Here is a 17,894-nt window from a genome sequence, read left to right on the forward strand (position 1 = left end):
ATTTCACCCTTTCATCTCATTTGCCGTATCGACATCTAAATGACCACGCTTATGATAAAACTGTAAAAGAATAGCCAACCCAATTGCGACTTCAGCGGCTGCCAAAGTTAGCACCAAAATAAACATAATTTGTCCGTCAGGACTGACCCAGCGACTACCTGCCACTACAAATGCTAAGGCAGCAGCATTCATCATAATCTCAAGACTCATCAACATAAACAAAAAATTACGTCGTACCATCACACCACAAAAACCAATGGCAAACAAAATCGCTGACAAGATTAGACCGTGCTCTAATGGCACATGCTCTAATGGAAAGTGTCCCATTATGCCTTCTCCTCCTGAACTTCGCGTAACACAGCCGGTTGGCTGGGCTCTTGATCAATAAAATTCGTTAAGGCAGGTTGTATGGTATTACCAAGCTCACTATTATGACTTTCGTTTTCATCATCCAAGGAAGATTTTGCCAAATGATAAGCCGCCACCAAACCCGCTAGTAATAAAAACCCTGCAATTTCGACCAACAATAAATATTCGGTAAATAATTTGGCACCGATCATTTTTGGCGTAACTGGCTCCACCCCGATAAACGCAGGCATCATTCCTTCAAAACCATGTTTCATGCCAATCAAACTAAACAAGGTCAAACCCACAATAAATGCAAGTCCTGCCGGCACTGCCCAAGCTGAGGATGTCAACCAGCTTTCTTCTTCTAAGGTACTTTGGGTACCTAAGTTTAGCATCATCACCACAAACACGAACAATACCATAATCGCCCCGGCATACACGATGATTTCAAGCGCACCGGCAAATGGCGCACCTAAGGCAAAGAAAATACCTGATAATGCCAGCAGCGTGACAATCATGTTTAATAACGCATGCACAGGATTGGTGCGAGTAATCACGCGCAAACTAGCCAAAATAGCGACAATCGCTAATAAATAAAACCCTATCGTTGCTCCGGTTATCATGGCAATAAACTCCGTAAATCAATCGGCGCAGACTCATTTTGGTGTGCCCCTTTAGGTTTATCTTTGGTCGCCATCCCAGTCACACGGTAATAATTGTAGTCAGGAAATTTACCCGGGCCTGAAATTAACAAATGCTCTTTTTCATACACCAAGTTTTGACGGTTATATTCACCCATCTCAAAATCTGGCGTCATCTGAATGGCCGTTGTCGGGCACGCTTCTTCACACATACCACAAAAGATACAACGCGAAAAATTAATACGGAAAAACTCTGGATACCAGCGTCCGTCTTCACGTTCTGCTTTTTGCAGTGAAATACAACCCACCGGGCAAGCGACAGCACATAGGTTACAGGCCACACAGCGCTCATCCCCATCCGGGTCACGTGTCAGTACAATACGCCCCCGAAAACGCGGCGGTACAGGAACAGGTTGTTCTGGGTATAAAATCGTATCACGTTTACGGGTCGCATGACTTGCGACCATGATTAGGGTGCGCAGAATTGAGCCAAAACCCGTAATCGTGTTTTTTACCATAGTCAAATACATACGTTAATCTCCACCTTACCCTACACCATGTGTGCGCCATAATACATAGGCCGCCGTCGCGAGTAAATTAATCAAGGTAATGGGTAGACAAATTTTCCAGCCAAAGTTCATTACTTGGTCATAACGTGGACGCATCAACGCCCCACGCGCCAATACGAACATGGTCATGAAAAATAGCGTTTTTAACATGAACCAAATAATCGGCGGGATAAAACTCAGTCCATCAAATAATGGCAACCAACCACCAAAGAATAAAATAGTAATCAGCGATGATACCAACACGATATTCACATACTCACCGACAAAGAACATACCAAATTTCATACCTGAGTATTCAACATGGTAACCTTCTGCCAATTCTTGCTCTGCTTCTGGCTGGTCAAATGGGAAACGGTGGGTGACTGCCACACCTGCTACCATAAAGGTTAAAAACCCTAAAATTTGACCAAATACATTCCAGTGCCAAAAACCACCGGCTTGTGAGTATACGATATCGCGTAAGTTAAATGACCCTGCCAACGCCACCACACCCATTAGCGATAATCCGAGAAAGACTTCATAACTAATGGTTTGGGCAGCAGAGCGTAGACCACCAAGCAAGGCATATTTATTGGCTGATGCCCAGCCACCAAACATCACGGCATAAACCGCCAACCCTGCCATCGCAAAGAAGAACAAAATACCGATGCTCCAGTCTGCGCCACCGAGTGATGGCGTAACTGGTACAATGATATAAGCGGCTAAAGCGGTAAACAATGAAATCGCAGGCGCCAAGACAAAGATAAATTTATCGGCAAATTTGGGGGTCCAGTCTTCTTTAAAGAAGATTTTGAGCATATCCGCGGCTACTTGTAGCGAACCTTGCCAACCCACACGGTTTGGACCATAACGGTCTTGCCAAAGTGCCAACATGCGACGTTCATAAGGAATCATCAACGCGGCAAAAATCACCACCGCCAAGAAAATAACAATTGATTGCACTGCCAAAAATACAATTGACCAAGCTTCAGGGGACATTACCCCAGCCAGCCATGCAGGTAAATCGGGCATCTGTCTAACAGAATAATCCATTATACCCCCTCCCCTGGAGTTACTTGAGCTGTCACGCCACCATTATTAGCTGCTGGTGGTACGACAGTGTTGGTAGTTGCTGATTTTACGATACTGATGTCGGTATAAGGCTGCGCTAGCAAGGCTTCTAATGCACCCGCCTGACCCACAGGATAGCCCACACAGCTTTCGGCTAAGTAATCGACAAGCTGCACAGGTAATGTGGTGGCTACACCCTTCACTGTGACCGTTAACATATCACCTGAGTGCAGCTGCCATTTATCCGCATCATCCGTTGATACACTAAAAGCAGCTGGCAGCAATTGTGAGGCAACAACTTCACTACGGGCAGTGAGTTCATCACTCGCAAAAATATTATACACAGGCACTAGCTGGGTTGAACCTTGTTGGCTAGCTGCAGCAGGCGCAATATACTCACGTTTTGGCAATGCGGTTAACGCATCAAAAATACGCACCCCTGGATCGCCATGTTTTAAATGACCACCCACTTTATCTTGGTATTTATTCCAAGCTTGCGGTGAGTTCCAACCTGCTGACCAAGCAAATGGAATCATTGATGAATCCGTTTGGGTGCCCACATAACCTTCTTGTGAGAAGGTGAGGCCCGTATCGATATCTTTTGGCTGCTCTGGCTCATGCACAGAAATCGGCGCCCGCATCGCTGTACGACCGGAATAACGGCGTGGCTCACGCGCGACTTTTAGACCAGTAATACGGTAATCGGCTGATGGCGCTGCTTGTCTGATTGCGGCTAATTGTGGATTGGTGTCTGCGACTGCAGTAATCACATCATCAAGCTGCGTCCAGTCAATCGCACGGCCATTGAGCTCAGACTCTACCGCATGTAACCAACGCCAGCTTTCTTTGACCATGCTTTGCGGGCGATAGTAAACAGGATCATAAACTTGGAAGAAACGCTGTGCACGACCTTCTGCTGAGATTAGTGTACCGTCGGCTTCTGCAAAGGTTGCTACAGGTACGATCACATCAGCCTGGTTATGCCATTGATAAGCTTCATGGTCGAGTACAATCAGTGATTTGTTGGCCACCAATTGGTTCATTTGCTCAGCGGTTAGGCGGCGGCTGATGTCATTTTCCATGACAATCACCACATCGGCATCATCATCTAATTCATCAATCGCTTTACCACCGAGTAAGTTAACGCCTATGCTATTGGCAGCAGGTACTGACAAGTACAAGCCCGCTTTTTCTTGATAGCCTTTGGTTGGGTTCATACGGCTTGGGCGTTTAACTTGCTTGGCTTGTTCAGCAAATGCCGCTTCATCCATCTCTTGTTTGAGCTTAGCTTGCTCTGCATCGATTTTGGCAATCTCTGCATCCACTTGGACGTTGTGGGCATCAACCACGCCTTTTTCATAGATGACCACTTCACCGCGTTTTTGCTCAGCGATATTGGCAATTTGTGCCGCCGCTTCTATGATGGCGGTGTGGTACAGTGACGAGCCTGAGATAATAAGGGGTTTGGTTGCTTTAAGCAGCGTCTGCGCGATATGTTTAGCAAATGCTTGCATATCAGCATTATCGTCTTCATCGATGACCAAATCTTTTGGTAATTGTGAGGTAGCCAACGTTTTCATGTGCTCAGCAATGCTAAAGCCTAGTTCAGCGATATCGCTTGGGGTAGCAACGCAGCTTACTTTGGCGATATCATCAAGGCGCGTATCTTTGACATCCACAATAAAGATTGGGCTGTAGTCTTTTTGACCGATACGAGCCACAGGCTCTGCCAAGAAATCTGGCGTTTTTAGCGCATCTGCCATTTGTTTGGCACGATTTTTTGCCGCTTGACGTACTGCCAGTGCAATACGTGGACTGGTTTGGGTAATATCTTCACCCAAAATCAATACCGCATCATAATCCTCAATCTCACGCATGCTTGGATTATGGATATTTTCTGTGGTCAACACATCGATACATTTTTGTACCACGGTTTTTTCTTGACTGGTAATACCAATGCTAAAATTTTCGGCACCGACTAAGCGTTTTAGCGCATGGTTTGATTCAAGGCTGGCAACAGGTGAACCAATACCGATGGCTTTTTTACCTTGCAAACGGTTTTTGATGGCATCAATAGTATGGTCAATGCTCAAATTGGTTTGTTTACCGTTGAGTATTTCAACCGCTTGAATTGGGCGGTCTTGGCGGTTGACATAGCCATAGCCGAAACGACCACGGTCACACAGGAAGTAAGCATTGACTTCCCCATTAAAACGGTTTTCGATACGGCGCAATTCACCATAGCGCTCACCCGCTGAGATATTACAACCGGCCGAACAGCCATGACAAATGCTTGGGGCATATTGCATGTCCCATTTACGATTGTAGCGATCCGAGTGAGTTTTGTCGGTGAATACCCCAGTTGGACAAACTTCGGTAAGGTTACCTGAAAATTCACTTTCAAACTGACCGTCTTTATCACGACCAAAGTACACACGGCTTGCTGATGCGTAAACGCCCAAATCTTCACCACCCGCGTAGTCTTTGTAATAACGCACGCAGCGATAACAGGCGATACAGCGGTTCATTTCATGATTGATAAATGGACCCAAGTCTTGGTTTTGGTGGGTACGTTTAGTAAAGCGGTATTTACGATGATTGTGACCTGACATGTAGGTCATATCTTGCAAGTGACAATGACCGCCCTCTTCACAGGTTGGACAGTCATGGGGGTGGTTAGTCATTAAGAACTCAACCAAGCTTTTACGGAAGTTTTTCACTTCTGCATCCGTCACTGAGATCCACATGTCTGGTGTCGGATTGACCATACATGACATGACCAAACGACCACGACCGGCTTCATAATCTTCTTTGTTATTATATTGCTTGACGGCACATTGGCGGCAAGAACCCACCGAGCCCAATGCTGGATGATAACAAAAATAAGGGATATCGATGCCAAGCGATAAACAAGCTTGTAGCAAGTTATCGGCACCATCAACTTCGACGTCTTGACCGTCTATATGAATAATTGCCATGCTAATTCCTTACACTGATTGCCCATTGGTGGCCTTAACCGGTTGATACACTTCAACTTTTTCGCTGTTTGCGAATGAAGGCACGCCCGTTGGGGACAATTGTTCTTCAGGCACCACATTGTTACCAATTTTAGCTTCAAATTCTGGTAAAAAGTATTTTAACGCACTTTGTAATGGCTCAACCGCACCCGGTGCGTGGGCGCAAAAGGTTTTACCTAACCACAAATCTTTGGTCAATTGGCGCAATACGTCAATATCGACAGGTTGACCATTGCCTGTATCGATGGCATGCAAGGTTTTGACTCCCCATGGCAACCCGTCACGGCAAGGCGTACACCAACCGCAGGATTCACGGGCAAAGAATTTTTGCAAATTGAGCGATAGTGACACCATATCTTGCGCTTCATCTACGACCATAATCAAGCAGGTACCTAAACGGCTACCCGCTTTCATGATGGGTTCAAAGTCCATTGGCAGGTCTAAATGCTCATCACTGGCGGTTAAGAAGTCAGTTGACGCACCGCCTGGCAACCAAGCTTTTAGTTTACGGCCGTCTTTCATGCCTTTGGCATAATCAAAAATAATTTCGCGAGCGGTAGTACCAAATGGCAGTTCCCATAGACCGGGCTCATTGACTAGACCTGAACAACCCATGATTTTGGTGCCGGGGTTTTCTGATTTGCCTTGTGCAAGGCCTTTATACCATTCTACGCCATGCAGCATGATGCCCGGCATGTTGTTTAAAGACTCGACGTTATTGACCACAGTGGGACGACCCCATGCCCCTGATACTTGTGGGAAGGGTGGCTTAGTACGTGGATTGGCACGGCGACCTTCAAGCGAGTTAATAAGCGCAGTTTCTTCGCCACAGATATAACGACCTGCACCGGTATGCACATGTATATCAAAGCTATAGCCTGAACCTAAGATGTTATCACCTAAATACCCTTTGGCACGGCATTCATCCAATGCATTATTTAGACGTTTAGCGGCTTCAATGTACTCACCACGGATAAAAATATACCCTGCGGTTGCGCCAATGGCATAGCCTGAGATAATCATCCCTTCAATCAGCTGAAATGGTAGGCGCTCCATCAATAGACGGTCTTTAAACGTGCCTGGCTCCATCTCATCTGCGTTACAAATCAAGTAACGGGGTCCGCCATCGGGTGGCGTCATAAAGGTCCATTTAAGACCTGCATTAAAGCCTGCACCACCACGTCCACGCACGTTGGCATCTTTAATCATGTTGCCCACTTCTTTGGCAGATTTAGCCAAGGCATTTTTTAGACCTTCAAACCCTTTTAGGCTTTCATAGGTTGCCAAATCTAGCACTGAGTCATAATGCGCCAAACGCCAAGTCAGGGGCTTGGTTTCACTGGTGGCTGTTGCTTTATCACCATAAATAGGAATGCTTTGCTCGCCCAATTGACTGGGTGATTTGCCAATTTTTCGATTATTAATTTGACGGGTTATATTCATGCGTATTGCTCCAGCAATTCAGCAATCTCTTCAATTTGGACAGGACCGTAGGTATCTTCATCAATCAAAACCGCTGGACCTTTATCACAGTTGCCTAAACAACAAATAGGTAACAAGGTAAAACGATTGTCTGGGGTGGTTTGACCAAAACTAATACCTAAAGTGCGCTCAAAAGCTTGACCTAAACTCTCTGCACCTACCAGATAACAACCAATTGAGTCACAGACCAAAATCACATGACGACCAACCGGTGAGCGGTAGATACGGTTATAAAATGTTGCAACCCCTTCCACATCGGTGACTGGGATTTTTAAGATATTAGCAATCGCGTTGACTTGTGCATCATCCACCCAGCCGTTACGGCGTTGGACAATTTTTAGCGCATCAAGGGATGCCGCGCGGCTTTGTGGGTAATGATGCATAAATTCATGAATGTCGTGAATTTCTGCTTCGGTTAGAATGCTTGCGACATCCACCTTTGGGGTTTTATCAGTTACAATCTTCATCGGTGGTTTTCTCCTAACGGTCAACGTCTGCCATAACAACGTCAATCGACGCTAGATAAATAATTAAGTCAGAAACCAAGCTACCATTAATGACTGACGGCATTTGCTGTAAATGCGCAAAGGTCGGTGTACGAATACGGGTACGGTAACTCATGGTTGAGCGATCAGACGTAATATAATAGTTGGTAATACCTTTCACTGCTTCCACCATAAAGGAGGACTCGCCTTCTGGCATGACAGGACCCCACGATACTGAAATAAAGTGGTTAATTAAGGTCTCAATGTCATTTAAGGTGCGGTCTTTGGGGGGTGGTACAGCCAGTGGATGATCGGCTTTGTATGCCCCCATTGGCATGTTGTTGAGACATTGCTCAATGATACGCAGTGACTGACGAATCTCTTCAATTTTGACCAAACAGCGGTCATACGCATCGCCATTAAACTCAATGGGCACTTCAAAATCAAAATTTTCATAGCCAAGATAAGGACGCGCTTTACGCACATCGTAAGGGATACCGGTGGCACGTAGACCATGACCTGATACGCCCCAAGCCAGTGCAGATTTAGCATCGTATTGGGCAACGTTTTGGGTACGCAGTTGTAGCACCTTGTTTTTCATGGTGGCTTTGACGTATTCATCGATACGTTTTGGCATCCAATCTAAGAATTCACGAACCAGTTTGTGCCAGCCGTTTGGCAAGTCCATCGCGGTACCGCCAATACGAAACCACGCTGGGTGCATACGATAACCGGTTACCGCTTCAATCACATCATACGCTTTTTGACGGTCGGCGAACATATAAAACACTGGCGTCATACCGCCCGCATCCTGAATGAAGGTGCCCCAGTACAGCAAATTATTGGTGATACGGAAGAACTCACTCATCATGATACGAATGGTATTCGCGCGGTCTGGTACCGTAATACCTGCCAGTTTTTCCACTGACATGATGTAGGGTAATTCATTCATCACCCCACCAAGATAATCGATACGGTCAGTGTAAGGAATAAATGAATGCCAAGTTTGGCGTTCAGCAATTTTTTCAGCGCCGCGATGGTGATAACCAATATCTGGGATACAGTCGATGACTTCCTCACCGTCTAGCTGAAGCACAACGCGAAATGCACCGTGCGCAGAGGGATGGTTAGGACCCAAGTTTAGGAACATAAAGTCTTCATCACGGCCACTACGTTTCATGCCCCACTCTTCTGGAACAAATCGTAGATTCTCCTGCTCAAACATCTGCTTGCCTTTATCGAGATAATAAGGCGGTACTTCAGTCGCACGAGAGGCGTATTCTTTACGCAGTGGATGACCTTCCCAGTATTTTGGCAACAGAATACGGGTTAGATGGGGGTGACCATCAAAGGTAATACCAAACATATCCCACGCTTCGCGCTCATACCAGTTGGCATTCGGCCAAATACGGGTTGCCGTAGGGATGTGCAAATCAGCTTCTTTGAGCGCCACTTTGATACGGATATCCGTGTTGCGTTCTAATGACATTAGATGATAGAACACAGTGAAATCACTGTCAGGTAAGGCATTGCCATCCCTGTCTTTACGATGTTGGCGTAAGCGCTCATCAATCGCTGAAATATCCAGTAACATCACGTAGGGCTGTGGCAAGGTGCGAAGGTACAGAAGTACTTCGATGACCTGTTCACGGCTGACCCAAATAGTGGGAAAAGCGTCAAAGGTTTTTTGTACAACAAACTGCCCCTCAAACTTGCGATTTAATTCTGCAATCACTGCTGGGACATCAGTTTGTGCTTGATTATCAGTTACCGTTACCATGAGTGGCACTTTCCTCATTCACAATTATTAAGAAGGTAGTGGAATACCTTTTTTGTTTTGAACGCAATTCGCTAAGCTTTTACTTAGCGAAAATTCATCCTAAATCTATCCAGAGATTGACTCTAGCATTAATCAATCTCTAGCATTACTCAATGTTATCTGGGCTGCGTAGATTTTTGACCGCGATGCGCTCGGCTTGTTTACGGTCACGTTCTGGCTGCATGACAGGTTGGTAGATACCTTGGTCATTGACATGAATACCGAGTGGACGACGTTCTTTAGTAATCGATTCTTGCAGCAGCATGATAGCTTGAATCAAAGCTTCTGGACGTGGGGGGCAACCAGGGATATACACATCGACGGGAATGATTTTATCAACGCCTTGCACCACTGAATACACATCGTACATGCCGCCTGAGTTAGCACAGGCACCCATAGAGATGACCCATTTAGGCTCAAGCATTTGCTCATAGAGACGCTGAATAACAGGCGCCATCTTCATAAAGCAAGTACCTGCCACAATCATCACATCAGCTTGGCGCGGTGACGCACGAATAACCTCAGCGCCAAAGCGCGACAAGTCGTGCACGCCTGTCAATGTCGTTGCGTATTCTACATAGCAGCACGAGGTACCAAAGTTAAATGGCCACAATGAATGCTTACGACCCCAGTTTGCAAGGCTATGGGTCAAATCTTCTAATCGCGTCATGACGACGTTTTTATTGACTTCCTCTTCGTCAATAATTTGACGGGTTTGGGCTGGAAATCTGTCGGCATCTGGATTGGCTTTGGTTAATGTATATTTCATAATGCTCGATCACCTTGATTTTTAAAGCAGGATTTCGCTCTATGTCACTACAAATGCAAAAGACCTTGCAACATAGATTGCAAAGTCGGTTTATTATTTTATCGCGTTATTATTTGGGTTTTGGTTCATTGCGCCAGACAACTGGGCAGGAATTTTACCAGTCGGATCAACTTCTAACTCTTCAACACCATTAAAGCGGGTAATATCCGCCAGATTAAAGCCCGCAGGCGCAGCAGCCAAACGTTTTGGTTTTGGCTTTTTGTCTGCAGGTGACCAGTTAAGTGCCCCTAGTTTGAGCAGATAATATAGACCGATTAACAACTCTACCACAAATAGCACAGCGGTCCAAAATCCCAGCCAACCTGCTTCTCTGACCGATACCGCATAGGTATATAGGTATAATGCTTCTAAGTCAAAGATAACAAAGAAAATGGCGACGATATAGAATTTTGCAGATAAACGGATTCTGGCGGAACCAGCACTGACCACACCCGACTCGAAATTTTCTTGCTTTTGAAAGCCTTTAGAAGTACCACCTAACAATCTTGGTACAACAAGCATGAAAATACAAAGTCCTATGGCTGCCAAAATAAATACAATTGCAGACCAATCAATGACTGGAATCATGAGGATACTCCTGGGCAATACGACTAACCGTTACGTAGGTTAAGCACTTCAAGTTGGGACGATATTTTTGATACTTCCACCAAGCCCTTCTGGCTTAAGCGTAATATCACAAAGACGATGGCAGATAACGTCTTAAGAACTATTTTCCTTAAGATTACCTCGTACCAGCTAACAAGCTGCCCCGCTGCACATCCATTGACCATTATTGTAATCGGTGAGTGATTGGCTAGTTACTAAACAGGCTAGTCAAATATATTGCTAAAACCACGATGAAAACCTAATATAAAGTAGCATTACATCACTTTATAAAAATGCGTATTCTAACAAAAGTAACTATATATTGCTGTTAACTGGCTAAAACACAGATAGTTTACTCATTTTATGTAAAAAATGCTAGTAGCAGGCTTCAATCTTCCGGTAATTAACCGTTAATTAAATAGCAACACTTTAGCAAAAAAACCCTGCCATAAGCAGGGTTTGTCAGCCAAAAATCATTTAAACAATTCATTGAATGAAATAGTTAAATACTTATTGGTTAATCACATCAACGCCTTTAGGTGGTGTGAAGCTAAATTGATTACTGGCAATTGAAGCATTGCGTTTCACATTGGAGAATCGAATAGTGGTGGTTTGTCCCAAATTATCATTTAATACCATCATGACAGGATTACCGCTGTTAAAAGCGATACCTAAGCTTTTAAAGTTGGCATTGCCACTTTTTGGATAGAGCACATAATAATTTTTTGAGGCAATCGGCTGGGTTACATTAAAACTATTGGCGATTTTGCTGGGATCGCCTGACAAAATCAGTGCTGGGGTATCCCCTACTTGATTGCTCACGCTTTGCTTGGTCGCCTGATTTAAGTCTTTATCGTACACCCAAAGCGTATTGCCATTGGCAACAATCAGTTGCGATGCCGTACCATCGATCTGCCAACGAAACTGGTTTGGACGTTGCACAGCCATGTTACCTGAGAAATTTCTTGATGCCTTACTTAAGCCCTTACCACCCGTGCCAGAGGTGGTTTGACTAAAATTAGCGGTCATGCTTTTGACATTTTTAAGTAGGTTGTTTAAGTTTTTTGCCGCAGTTGATGAATTGGCGACAGCGGCATTGGCTGATTGCATGGCGACTGTCATCGGCATACTGGTAAGCAATAATGCTGATAATGTACCTGTGACTAACTTTGTGGCTAATTTACTGATAATTTTATTGGTAGATGTTGTCATGGTAGGTTCCTCATTCAATAAAAATTGTTAAAAGTTTAGAAAAAGTATTCAAAAATAATATTAGCCCAACTGGCTAATCAATCAATTAAAAATTAACAAGTTTAAGCTAAATTCGCTGACCGATATTGTCGCTAAATTTTTCTTACCCTACTAGACGCCCCATGCAATGATTGTTGTTGAAGTTGTAACAAATGTAACAATAGCTGAGTGATAAGAAAGTTTTGACTAGATAATGACTAACCACAGCCAAGCCATTGAAGACTATCCAAAACACGTTAACACGCTTAGCTATAAGCAATAAAAAACCCAATAAGTGAAAATTATTGGGTTAATTTGTTTAACAACAAGCTGAATGATTATTCAGCTGCGCCTTCAACAAATACGTAGCGACGATTGAATTTACCTTTAACGGCAAATTTTACCACGCCGTCAGTTAAAGCAAATAATGTATGGTCACGACCCATACCTACACCTTCACCTGCGTGAAATTCTGTACCACGTTGACGTACAATGATGTTACCAGCAACAACTTGTTGACCGCCAAAGATTTTTACGCCAAGCATTTTTGGGTTTGAATCACGACCGTTACGGGTAGAACCTGCGGCTTTTTTATGTGCCATGTCGATGTCTCCTAGAGATTAATGTGTTTGAAATAGTCAATTAAGCAGTGATTGCTTTGATTTTTAACAAAGTATACCATTGACGGTGACCTTGTTCTTTATGGTAGTGTTTACGACGTTTGTGTTTGACAATACGTACTTTTTCGCCACGACCATGTTCTACTACTTCAGCTTCGACCACTGCACCGGCAACCACAGGTTGACCAATTTTGATATCGCTGCCATCAACGACCATTAAAACGTCTTCAATTTTGATGGTATCGCCTTTTTCAGCTTTTAGCAATTCAACTTTTAAAAATTCATCTTGAACGACGCGATGTTGTTTACCACCACTTTTGATTACTGCATACATCTTGGTTGCTCCAATAAACCCGTACACCGTGGCTACCAAGGGCGATAACACTTCTACGACGGATACACAGGGAAATATAAGGTCGCGATTTTAACGTTTTTATTGTTTAAAATCAAGTAAAACTTCGCGGATGCGGGTGCGATTTTGGCTGATAAATTATTGCGCGTTTCTCAACGTAATACCTGCTCAGTAATACAAGTCGCCAATAAAAATACACAGCTATAACTTACACAAAAAACGGCAGTATGGTATGATTTTGCCGACTTTCACCACAAGCCAAATTTCACAAATTTTCACTCCAAGCTTTGAGCCAACCTATGCTAGACAATCAACAATCAAATCCTACATCCACTGCTATCAATGCAGGTGTTACCAAAGACAGTAACAGCACGCCTGTCACCTATCAGCAGATTCAATCTATTATCGCTGACGATTTCGAGATTATGGATAAGCAGGTGTATGGCAGTCTAAGCTCTAAAGTCAAACTGGTCATGTCGGTGAGTCAGCATGTCATCAATGCAGGCGGCAAGCGTATGCGCCCGCTCATTTCGCTGCTTTGCTCACGTATTTGTAACGATCAGCCCTCACAAGCTGCCATGCACTTGGGCGCAATCACTGAGATGCTGCATACCGCAACGTTAGTACATGACGATGTGATTGATGCCTCAGGTATGCGCCGCGGTAAGCCGACTGCGAATGCAACGTGGGATAATGCAACGGCTGTACTGGTCGGTGACTATCTGATTGCCCGTTCATTTAATCTTTTGGTGGGTTTTGGCTCGTTGCCGTTATTGCAGTTATTCTCAGATGGCACCTGTGATATCGCTGAAGGGGAAGTATTGCAGCTACAACATCAGCATGACCCCAAAGCTACCGAAGCCGATTATATGAAAATCATCGACGGCAAAACCTCTCGGCTATTTATGATGGCAAGTCAAGGTGTGGCTATTTTGGAAAATCGCCCTGAATATAATGACGCCTTCGCCACATTTGGTCAGCACTTTGGTAATGCCTTCCAAATCATTGATGATATCTTAGACTTTGTCGGTGATAGTGAGGTGCTCGGCAAAAACGTGGGTGATGATATCGCTGAAGGCAAGCCAACCCTACCCTTGATTAAAGCATTGGAAATGACCACGGGTGATACGCATGAAAAATTGCGGATTGCCATTCAGACAGGTCAAGTAAACGATACCCACGAAATTATTGAGATTGTCAAAACCAGTGGTGCACTGGCATATTGCCGTGACAAAGCGATGCAAGAAAGCGAGATTGCTAGACAAGCCGTACTGACCTTGCCTGATTCACGATACCGCCAAGGCCTACTCGATTTGATTACGCTTGCTAGCCAACGGCTTTATTAATTATTAATAAAGGCTGGGTGGTGATTAGTTTGATGTCCAATTCGAGGCGCGGTAAATCATACGTCATTAAATCGTCATACAAGTTTGCTAATTTTTGATAGTTTTTTGATTGATGGCTTTTTGATGGTTAGCTTTTTAATTATGGACGCTGTATGTCTAATACCACCCCCTCTTCATTACCCGATATTAAACAACAAGTTATCGAAGATAAAGCCAAAAAAATTCAAGCGCAATCGGCATTAGACACCATTCAATCACTTGCCACCATCGACCCTGCTAACCCTGCCACCATCGACATTAAATTTCGACCTTCCAAACACGCGGATTTTATGCAAGCCGCCAAGGTACACACCCCAAAGTATAAATTCTACGTGGAAGTCGGTGGCGATCCTGCTCACCCTACCATCGTACTGATTATGGGGCTAGGCGCGCAAAGCTTGGTATGGCCCAATGAATTCTGCTATGCGCTAATCACTGCTGGATTTCGGGTCGTGCGATTTGACAATCGCGACATAGGCAAATCCAGCAAACTTAAGCACAAAAAACTAACCCCCGCTCATGATTCGCCCATTTATAAAGCCAAATTACTGGGCAGATTCGGACTGGGTTTACCGCTTAAAAACCTGCAAACTCCGTATGATTTGTACGACATGGCAGAAGATGCCTATCAACTGCTCAAAATGCTAGGCATCAAAAAATACTTTGTGATTGGTCAATCGATGGGCGGTATGATTGCGCAAATCATGGCGGTGCGTTATCCCCACCAAGTAGAAAAATTGGGACTATTATCCACCAGTAACAATCGACCTTTTTCTCGTCCACCCGCCATTGAAGCCATCAAGGCCTTTACCCAGCCACTACCCAAAAGCCAAGATGCTGACGCATTGACCCAGCAGTTTGTGCAGACCATCAAGACCATCGCCAGCCCCGATTACTTTGATGAACAAGCGGCGTTCAGCAAAGCTAAAAAACTGTTTAAACGGCGTTTTTATCCAAAAGGTACGCAGCGGCAGTTACTGGCGATTTTGGCGACGGGGTCACTGGTCGATCTTGACAAACAAATCCACCAGCCCACTCTCATCATTCATGGCAAACAAGACAAACTCATTCCATTTAGTCATGCCTATTCGCTTGCCAAGCATATTGCGCACAGTCAATTGATACTCATTGATGAGCTCGGTCACGACATGCCCGTGGCACTGGTCGAGGTATTAGCAAGTTATTTTATTAATCATTTTCGTTATGATAGCCAACTGGGCTAGCTTTTTATGATGTCCAGCATTTGTTGCCAATCCATTGGCAAGTTCTTCGGTGATGGCAACTCCCTTTCATAAAAGTATTTCAAACTTGCCATAAAGATAGTTGCCATCATGGTGGCTTGGTAATCAATCGCCTCAGCCGTTAAATAATCTGTCGCCTTTTGTTTTTTAGCCAGTTCAATAAAGTTTTGTTTACCCATCAAAAACATATCATGATAAAGATTGTGGTGTTGGGTGCGGATTTTCCACAGGGCAAGCATCTGTTGGCGGCGCTCAAACAGCTTTTGTAAATGGTTTTCCATAATCATTTGCAGCATTTGACTATCGGCATTGAGCCTGTCTTGAAATAGCTGGCTGACTTCCTGCTTGAAATCATCAATCATCTGCCCAGCCAAATCACCCTTACCACTGTAATATTTATAAAAAGTAGCGCGATTGACTTTGGCGCGCTCCAAAATTGCTTGGATAGCAATATCGTTGTACTCCTGCTCGGACAACAACATAATAAAGGCTTCACGGATGGCTTTATGGGTTTTGACAACACGTAAATCAGGTGACTTGTTACGATTTAAAGTCATGCGCAAATGCTTCCTTATTAAAAAAATCTATCAATGGCTTTGACATTTTAAAATTTTTATCCATACAAATAGGTAATAATTGTTGCTTAAACACTTACTTTGTTTAATATTGTTGGTTTCGCAATCTAAGATTTTTTTTTAAAATAATGGCTGCCGATAACTGGTAGTAATGTAGCTATCATTTAGTTATCCTAAAGTTTTGTGTCTTATCGTAAATATTGCAACAACAATGTCGCATTTATTTTATAATATTTTTTTTAAAATTCCCTACTTTTTATGAGGTTGGTATGAGATACCCAGTGTTGTTCATGGTGTCATTAGCGAGTTGTAGCTTATTAATCGGGTGTAATAAGTCAGACACAGCAGCCCAGCAACAAAGTGGCGGCGGCGGTGCAGGAGCACAGGCGCAAATGCCACCCACAATAGTCAATGTACAGCCTGTAACATTCCAAACGATTCCACTTACCAAAGAGTTATCAGGTAAAGTTGTCGCCTATCAAGAAGCCACCGTTACGCCGCAAGTGTCAGGTATTATTGACCGCCAGTTGTTTCGCGAAGGCACTTTTGTCAAACAAAATCAGCCGTTATATCAAATCAATACCGATAGCTACACCAGTGTACTTGCCGGTAGTCGCGCAAGCCTTGACCAAAGCCTTGCTAGTGTCAATACCGCAAAAGCCAACTATAATAATGCCTTAGCGGTGCTAGAAACCCGCCAAGCCGAACTTGCGCTGGCTCAAACCAATTTAAACCGTCTAAAACAGCTACGTGGTACTGAGGCTATCTCAAGTCAAGAATATGACCAAGGGGCAACCGCCGTGCGTACCGCTCAAGCAGCGGTTAAAAATGCGCAGGCGCAAGTCGGGGTGGCACAAGCCAATATTGATGCCGCCCAAGCAGCGGCTCGCGGCGCACAGCAATCAGTGAATAGCAATCAGCTCACCATGAGCCGTACTGTGGTTAAAGCGCCTATTAGTGGTATCACCAGTCGCTCAAATGTCAATGTCGGTGCGCTTGCCACCGCGGGCACGACGCAGATGGTAACCGTCTCGCAACTTAATCCAATTTATGTCGATATCAGTCAATCATCTGCCGAGTTATTGGCGCTTCGTCAGCAATTTGCGGCTGGTAAACTTAGCACACCGCGTACCGCACAGGTTCAGTTAAAGCTCGCTGATGGCTCAACCTACCCGATGGTGGGGCAACTTCGCTTCGAAGAAGCTAAAGTGGATAGTACCACAGGCACGGTCAATCTACGTGCGGTATTTAGCAATGATAACTTTGTGTTGTTGCCCGGGATGATGGTGAATGCCCAGTTGATTCAAGGTATTATCAATAATGCCGTATTATTGCCACAAAGTGCCATTAATCGTACAGCCAAAGGTGAATCAACCGTGTATGTGGTTGACGCCAATAATAAAATCCAAGTACGCCCAGTTACGGTTCAAGGTACCCACCAAGGTCAATGGATTGTCACTAGCGGTCTAAAACAAGGTGAGCAAGTGGTGATGGTTGGTGGCGCCAAAGTCAAACCAGATCAGCAAGTCAAAGCCATGCCTTATGTGGCATCGCAACCAGCCTCAACCGCGGTACCGACCAATGCTTCTACCACGACGACGACCAAAACGACCGTAACAAATAGCTCAACTACCGCCAAAACTGCGCAACCATAAGCACGGGAGAT

General features: G+C 44.5%; 17 protein-coding genes. 3 read left to right on the forward strand and 14 right to left on the reverse strand.

The features are described 5' to 3' along the window. Nucleotides 1-3: 3 nt before the first annotated feature. From nuoK to rplU, 13 genes are all read right to left on the reverse strand, one after another. Nucleotides 4-327: an NADH-quinone oxidoreductase subunit NuoK gene (gene nuoK / locus RNZ41_RS07585; RefSeq protein WP_007115476.1), complete on the reverse strand. Its 324-nt coding sequence runs from the start codon at nt 325-327 to the stop codon at nt 4-6. Beyond that, entirely contained in the window at nt 327-971 is a 645-nt protein-coding gene (nuoJ, locus tag RNZ41_RS07590; RefSeq protein ID WP_309596306.1) for an NADH-quinone oxidoreductase subunit J, read from the reverse strand. The genes nuoK and nuoJ overlap by 1 nt, the downstream gene beginning before the upstream one ends. Then, the gene (gene nuoI / locus RNZ41_RS07595) at nt 968-1,519 is read right to left on the reverse strand and encodes an NADH-quinone oxidoreductase subunit NuoI (RefSeq protein WP_100269660.1); all 552 of its coding nucleotides are present in this window, start codon (nt 1,517-1,519) and stop codon (nt 968-970) included. Before nuoI ends, nuoJ begins: the two co-directional genes overlap by 4 nt. A gap of 15 nt (nt 1,520-1,534) precedes the next feature. Next, a complete protein-coding gene (nuoH, locus tag RNZ41_RS07600; protein WP_007115473.1) occupies nt 1,535-2,590 on the reverse strand; it encodes an NADH-quinone oxidoreductase subunit NuoH in 1,056 nt (351 codons plus the stop codon). Further along, the gene (gene nuoG / locus RNZ41_RS07605; protein WP_314026995.1) at nt 2,590-5,586 is read right to left on the reverse strand and encodes an NADH-quinone oxidoreductase subunit NuoG; all 2,997 of its coding nucleotides are present in this window, start codon (nt 5,584-5,586) and stop codon (nt 2,590-2,592) included. The genes nuoH and nuoG overlap by 1 nt, the downstream gene beginning before the upstream one ends. A gap of 9 nt (nt 5,587-5,595) precedes the next feature. Continuing rightward, nucleotides 5,596-7,068, reverse strand: coding sequence for an NADH-quinone oxidoreductase subunit NuoF (gene nuoF / locus RNZ41_RS07610; RefSeq protein WP_138019187.1), 1,473 nt, complete (start codon nt 7,066-7,068; stop codon nt 5,596-5,598). Beyond that, a complete protein-coding gene (nuoE, locus tag RNZ41_RS07615; RefSeq protein WP_138019186.1) occupies nt 7,065-7,574 on the reverse strand; it encodes an NADH-quinone oxidoreductase subunit NuoE in 510 nt (169 codons plus the stop codon). Before nuoE ends, nuoF begins: the two co-directional genes overlap by 4 nt. A 13-nt stretch (nt 7,575-7,587) precedes the next feature. Next, nucleotides 7,588-9,372, reverse strand: coding sequence for an NADH-quinone oxidoreductase subunit C/D (gene nuoC / locus RNZ41_RS07620; protein WP_007115469.1), 1,785 nt, complete (start codon nt 9,370-9,372; stop codon nt 7,588-7,590). A 145-nt stretch (nt 9,373-9,517) separates the two neighbouring features. After that, on the reverse strand, nt 9,518-10,180 hold the full coding sequence (locus RNZ41_RS07625; RefSeq protein WP_076774500.1) for a NuoB/complex I 20 kDa subunit family protein: 663 nt from the start codon (nt 10,178-10,180) through the stop codon (nt 9,518-9,520). 93 nt (nt 10,181-10,273) lie between these two features. Beyond that, on the reverse strand, nt 10,274-10,807 hold the full coding sequence (gene ndhC, locus RNZ41_RS07630; RefSeq protein ID WP_409950574.1) for an NADH-quinone oxidoreductase subunit A: 534 nt from the start codon (nt 10,805-10,807) through the stop codon (nt 10,274-10,276). A 528-nt stretch (nt 10,808-11,335) separates the two neighbouring features. Beyond that, entirely contained in the window at nt 11,336-12,037 is a 702-nt protein-coding gene (lolA, locus tag RNZ41_RS07635; protein WP_314026996.1) for an outer membrane lipoprotein periplasmic chaperone LolA, read from the reverse strand. Between the two features lie 356 nt (nt 12,038-12,393). Further along, the gene (rpmA, locus tag RNZ41_RS07640; RefSeq protein WP_036591251.1) at nt 12,394-12,657 is read right to left on the reverse strand and encodes a 50S ribosomal protein L27; all 264 of its coding nucleotides are present in this window, start codon (nt 12,655-12,657) and stop codon (nt 12,394-12,396) included. 40 nt (nt 12,658-12,697) lie between these two features. Next, on the reverse strand, nt 12,698-13,009 hold the full coding sequence (rplU, locus tag RNZ41_RS07645) for a 50S ribosomal protein L21 (RefSeq protein ID WP_062334263.1): 312 nt from the start codon (nt 13,007-13,009) through the stop codon (nt 12,698-12,700). A gap of 443 nt (nt 13,010-13,452) precedes the next feature. On the opposite strand from rplU, the gene RNZ41_RS07650 reads away from it, so the two are divergent. Together RNZ41_RS07650 and RNZ41_RS07655 are read left to right on the forward strand one after the other, a co-directional pair. Continuing rightward, nucleotides 13,453-14,373 (forward strand): polyprenyl synthetase family protein, encoded by a 921-nt coding sequence (locus RNZ41_RS07650; protein WP_314027838.1) that lies wholly within the window; start codon nt 13,453-13,455, stop codon nt 14,371-14,373. A 152-nt stretch (nt 14,374-14,525) separates the two neighbouring features. Continuing rightward, nucleotides 14,526-15,635 carry an alpha/beta fold hydrolase gene (locus tag RNZ41_RS07655; protein ID WP_314026997.1) on the forward strand — a complete coding sequence of 370 codons (1,110 nt, stop codon included), beginning with the start codon at nt 14,526-14,528 and terminating at the stop codon, nt 15,633-15,635. Here the strand turns inward: RNZ41_RS07655 and RNZ41_RS07660 are convergent. Beyond that, nucleotides 15,632-16,210, reverse strand: a complete 579-nt coding sequence (locus RNZ41_RS07660) for a TetR/AcrR family transcriptional regulator (RefSeq protein WP_314026998.1) — start codon at nt 16,208-16,210, stop codon at nt 15,632-15,634. The genes RNZ41_RS07655 and RNZ41_RS07660 overlap by 4 nt on opposite strands. 287 nt (nt 16,211-16,497) lie before the next feature. On the opposite strand from RNZ41_RS07660, the gene RNZ41_RS07665 reads away from it, so the two are divergent. After that, complete coding sequence (locus RNZ41_RS07665) at nt 16,498-17,883, forward strand: efflux RND transporter periplasmic adaptor subunit (protein WP_309576233.1); 1,386 nt, start codon at nt 16,498-16,500, stop codon at nt 17,881-17,883. The last annotated feature ends 11 nt before the right edge of the window (nt 17,884-17,894 follow it).

The organism is Moraxella sp. DOX410 (assembly GCF_032248735.1).
Lineage (GTDB): Bacteria > Pseudomonadota > Gammaproteobacteria > Pseudomonadales > Moraxellaceae > Faucicola > Faucicola tetraodonis.

Coding starts and splice junctions, on each gene's coding strand:
- nuoF (WP_138019187.1), bottom strand. CDS start 7,068: ATGAATATAACCCGTCAAATTAATAATCGAAAAATTGGCAAATCACCC.
- ndhC (WP_409950574.1), bottom strand. CDS start 10,807: ATGATTCCAGTCATTGATTGGTCTGCAATTGTATTTATTTTGGCAGCC.
- nuoI (WP_100269660.1), bottom strand. CDS start 1,519: ATGTATTTGACTATGGTAAAAAACACGATTACGGGTTTTGGCTCAATT.
- nuoG (WP_314026995.1), bottom strand. CDS start 5,586: ATGGCAATTATTCATATAGACGGTCAAGACGTCGAAGTTGATGGTGCC.
- rplU (WP_062334263.1), bottom strand. CDS start 13,009: ATGTATGCAGTAATCAAAAGTGGTGGTAAACAACATCGCGTCGTTCAA.
- nuoE (WP_138019186.1), bottom strand. CDS start 7,574: ATGAAGATTGTAACTGATAAAACCCCAAAGGTGGATGTCGCAAGCATT.
- nuoJ (WP_309596306.1), bottom strand. CDS start 971: ATGATAACCGGAGCAACGATAGGGTTTTATTTATTAGCGATTGTCGCT.
- RNZ41_RS07650 (WP_314027838.1), top strand. CDS start 13,453: ATGGATAAGCAGGTGTATGGCAGTCTAAGCTCTAAAGTCAAACTGGTC.
- nuoK (WP_007115476.1), bottom strand. CDS start 327: ATGGGACACTTTCCATTAGAGCATGTGCCATTAGAGCACGGTCTAATC.
- rpmA (WP_036591251.1), bottom strand. CDS start 12,657: ATGGCACATAAAAAAGCCGCAGGTTCTACCCGTAACGGTCGTGATTCA.
- RNZ41_RS07665 (WP_309576233.1), top strand. CDS start 16,498: ATGAGATACCCAGTGTTGTTCATGGTGTCATTAGCGAGTTGTAGCTTA.
- RNZ41_RS07625 (WP_076774500.1), bottom strand. CDS start 10,180: ATGAAATATACATTAACCAAAGCCAATCCAGATGCCGACAGATTTCCA.
- nuoH (WP_007115473.1), bottom strand. CDS start 2,590: ATGGATTATTCTGTTAGACAGATGCCCGATTTACCTGCATGGCTGGCT.
- lolA (WP_314026996.1), bottom strand. CDS start 12,037: ATGACAACATCTACCAATAAAATTATCAGTAAATTAGCCACAAAGTTA.
- RNZ41_RS07660 (WP_314026998.1), bottom strand. CDS start 16,210: ATGACTTTAAATCGTAACAAGTCACCTGATTTACGTGTTGTCAAAACC.
- RNZ41_RS07655 (WP_314026997.1), top strand. CDS start 14,526: ATGTCTAATACCACCCCCTCTTCATTACCCGATATTAAACAACAAGTT.
- nuoC (WP_007115469.1), bottom strand. CDS start 9,372: ATGGTAACGGTAACTGATAATCAAGCACAAACTGATGTCCCAGCAGTG.